The sequence below is a fragment of the Paenarthrobacter sp. CM16 genome, from assembly GCF_013179505.1.
In the GTDB taxonomy this organism is placed as follows: domain Bacteria; phylum Actinomycetota; class Actinomycetes; order Actinomycetales; family Micrococcaceae; genus Arthrobacter.
Genome location: NZ_JABMCX010000379.1, coordinates 1 through 3,727, shown reverse-complemented (window position 1 = coordinate 3,727; position 3,727 = coordinate 1). Strand labels below are relative to the sequence as shown.

The following is a 3,727-nucleotide window of genomic DNA, read 5'->3' as shown; positions in this document are numbered from 1 at the left end:
CGAGGGCTGGTTCCCGGACCTCTGCAGGCTCCAGGACCACCAAGGCTTCGCCGGCCACTACCTGCGCGCCGGCCGAGGGCAGGACGCGATGCACGACGCCGTCCACGGGAGCCTGGATGACCGTCTCCATTTTCATCGCCTCAAGGGAAACCAAGGGCTGGCCCGCCACCACCAGGTCGCCGGGTTCCACATCCACTTTCCACACGCTCGCGGCGAACGGAGAGGTCACCAGGGTGCCGCCGTCGGGCACAACGACGTCGTCCGCCGGCGGAGCGAGGGAAACAGCCTGTTCGGCACGGTCAAACTCACCGGCTTCCTCCCACGCTTGGCGCTCCACAGCGAAAGCGGCCGACTGGGTCTCACGGAACTCCGCAATGGACACGCTGTTGCGGTCCAGGAATTCCTCATGCTCGGCAAGGGAGAAAGTGCCGTCCTCAATCTCCACGCCACGGCCGCGGCCGGCGGCCATGTCCGCACGAAGGTCCAGCAGTTCCTCGGGGCTGACGGGGTACCAGGAAATGCGGTCGAAGAACCGGAGCAACCACGGGGAGCCCGGCTCAAACGGTGAGGCATCCGCGTAGCGGGACCAAACCTGGGTTGTCCTGCCCACAAACTGGTAGCCGCCGGGGCCTTCCATGCCGTAGATGCACATGTAGGCCCCGCCGATGCCCACGGCATTCTCAGGAGTCCAGGTGCGGGCGGGGTTGTACTTGGTAGTGACCAGCCTGTGCCGCGGATCCAGGGGTGTTGCCACCGGTGCTCCGAGATATACGTCGCCCAGTCCCAACACGAGGTATTCGGCGTTGAAGACGGTATCGAAAACCTCGTTCACCGAGTCCAGGCCGTTGATCCTGCGGATGAACTCGATGTTCCATGGGCACCACGGGGCATCATCGCGGACACCGGCCATGTACCGCTCGATTGCTTCGCGGGTGGCGGGGTCATCCCATGACAAGGGGAGGCGGACGCTGCGGCTGGGCACCACCAGCTCCGAGCTTGCGGGGAGGCATGCGTCCACCTCACGCACCAGGCCCAGGAGTTTGGACGTGGGAAGGACGGACGGATCAGCCTTGATCTGCAGGGAACGGATGCCCGGGGTCAGATCCACAATGCCCGGCACGCGGAGGCGCTCGAGTTCCTGGTGCAACGCGTGGACGCGGGCACGCAGGCCAAGGTCCAGCACCATGTCGCCATACTCCACCAAAAGGTTGTCATCACCGGAGCGGCGATAGGTGACCGCAGGCCGGCCGTCGCCTTCGGGCACCCGGCCTAGCACGCCGTCGTCGCCGTCACCGCGGAGCAGCCCGGCGGCGCCTGGCAGAATCAGCTGCCTCGCAGCGCCCAGTTCCTTGACCGACGGCGCCTCCACCGAGCGGATTGGCACCAACCTGACCTTGTCCCCGGGACGCAGCTGCCCCAGCTTCCAGCGCTCGCCGGTCACCACAGTGACGGGGCAGACGAAACCGCCCAGGCTGGGGCCATCCGGGCCCAGGAGAATGGGGGTATCGCCGGTGAAGTCCAGGGCACCTACCGAATAGGCGGTGTCGTGGATGTTGGAGGGGTGCAGTCCGGCTTCGCCGCCATCGTTGCGGGCCCAGCGAGGTTTGGGTCCGATCAGGCGGACGCCCGTGCGCGCCGAGTTGAAGTGGACCTCGTATTCGGCGGCATAGAGCTCTTCAATGTCTTCACGTTGGAAGAATTCAGGCGCACCGTGGGGACCTTCCACCACTTTCAGCTGCCATTCGGTGGTGAGCACGGGGCGGCTTTCCGCGGGAACAGGACCGGGGACTGTCTCAGGCAGGTGTCCGGCCACTGTGCGGAGGACATCACTGGCGCGAAGCACCCTGCCGCCGTGGCCGCCAAACTGGCCCAGCGTGAAGGTCGATGCGCTGCCGAGGTACTGGGGAACGTCCAGCCCGCCTTCGAAGAGGATGTAACCCCTCAGCCCCGATCCGTCAGCGGAGCCGACGTCCAGGAGGCCATTCTCCGGGACCGTGATGGGTTCCCAGGTGCTGGCCGGATTGCCGTTGACGGTCACGGTGACGTCCGCACCGGTGACGCACACCGTGGTTGCGTGCGTGAAGCGGAGCGCCGGACCCGCCATGGTGAATTCCAGGCCGGGGACACCTTCGGGGTTGCCCAGCGCGGTGTTGCCCAGCCGGAACGACAAATCATCCATGGGTCCACTGGGCGGCACGCCGATCTGCCACAGCCCGGTCCTGCCGGGCCAGTCCTGCACGCTGGTCTGGAGCCCCGGCCGTTCAACAGTGATCCGCGGCTCGGGATCGCCCACGGTGTTCAGGGTCCCGGTTGAATGCTTCGCGTCGCGGACCACGCCCATCCCGGCCACGGCCCGCAGCATGCCCAGATTGGTTTCGATGCCATCAATACGTGTTCCTGCCAGCGCATCAGCCAGGGCGTCGAAGGCGGCGTCACGGGTTGCCCCGGAAGTAATGATCTTGCCCAGCAGGGGATCGTAACTGGTGGAGACTTCGCTGCCGGTCTCCACCCAGGCGTCAATGCGTACGACGTCGGAGCTTGGGTATTGCGCGTTGGTGACGGTCCCGGCGCTGGGCTGGAAATTCCGGGCCGGGTCTTCCGCATAGATACGGGCTTCCACAGCGTGTCCTGAAACGGGCACACTGTCCGGCACTCCCTGGAGCACTGGCTCTTGCTGTGCGAGGTCCAGCATCCACTGCACCAGGTCCACACCCGTGATGGCTTCGGTGACCGGGTGCTCCACCTGCAAGCGTGCGTTGACTTCCAGGAAAGAGGCTTCCTGGCGGACGGGATCGTAAACAAACTCCACTGTGCCTGCAGAACGGTAGCCCACGGAGGCGCACAAGGCGCGGGAGCTTCGGTGCAGTTCCTCGCGCAGGGCTTCCGGCAAGTCTGGTGCGGGTGCTTCTTCGAGCACCTTCTGGTGGCGGCGCTGCAGTGAGCAATCACGGTCACCGAGGCTTACTACCCTGCCCTCGCCGTCGCCGAATACCTGGACTTCGACGTGTCGCGCGTGCTCGATGTAGCGTTCGGCAAAGACGCCTGCCGTTCCAAAGCTGGAGCTGGCCAGGCGGGCCACACGTGAGTAGTTGTCACGAAGTTCGGCGTCATCACGGCACACGGCCATGCCAATGCCGCCTCCGCCGCCCGTGGCCTTGAGCATGAGGGGGTAGCCGATGGTTTCCGCTGCTGCGACGGCTTCGTGCAGGTCTGCCAGCAGGCCGGACCCGGCGATCATGGGAACGCCGGCCCGTTGCGCAGCGTCGCGGGCGGTGTGCTTGGTGCCGAAGATCCGCAGTTGCTCGGGGGTGGGTCCCACGAACACCAGCCCTGCCGCTTCCACGGCTTGCGCGAACGCAGCGTCTTCGGACAGGAATCCGTAGCCGGGATGGATGGCGCCTGCCCCGGTGGCTGCTGCGGCCTTGAGGATGGCGTCCACCTTGAGATACGAGTCCTTGGCCGGAGCTGGTCCCAGCAGGACTGCCTCGTCGGCGAGCTTCACATGCTTTGCGCCTCGGTCAGCTTCGGAGAAGACGGCCACAGTGCGCAGCCCCGCTTTCCGGGCGGACTCGATGATCCGGCAGGCGATCTCGCCACGGTTGGCAATAAGAAGGGTATCGAAACGGCTCATGCGCGGGCCTCCGGACGTGTGACGATCATGCGCACCGGCGTGGGGTTGAAGCCGTTGCAGGGGTTGTTGATTTGGGGGCAGTTGGACACCAGCACC

The 3,727-nt window shown here is 65.8% G+C and carries 1 protein-coding gene and 1 pseudogene; both read right to left on the bottom strand.

Annotated features, from left to right (window positions below; genetic code table 11):
- Positions 1-3,631 (bottom strand): urea carboxylase (gene uca / locus HP499_RS22035; RefSeq protein WP_172326232.1); only part of this gene is annotated, 3,631 nt, incomplete at its 3' end.
- A pseudogene (locus tag HP499_RS25325) lies at positions 3,628-3,727 on the bottom strand (urea carboxylase); the annotation flags it as partial. The gene uca and the pseudogene HP499_RS25325, both read right to left, overlap by 4 nt.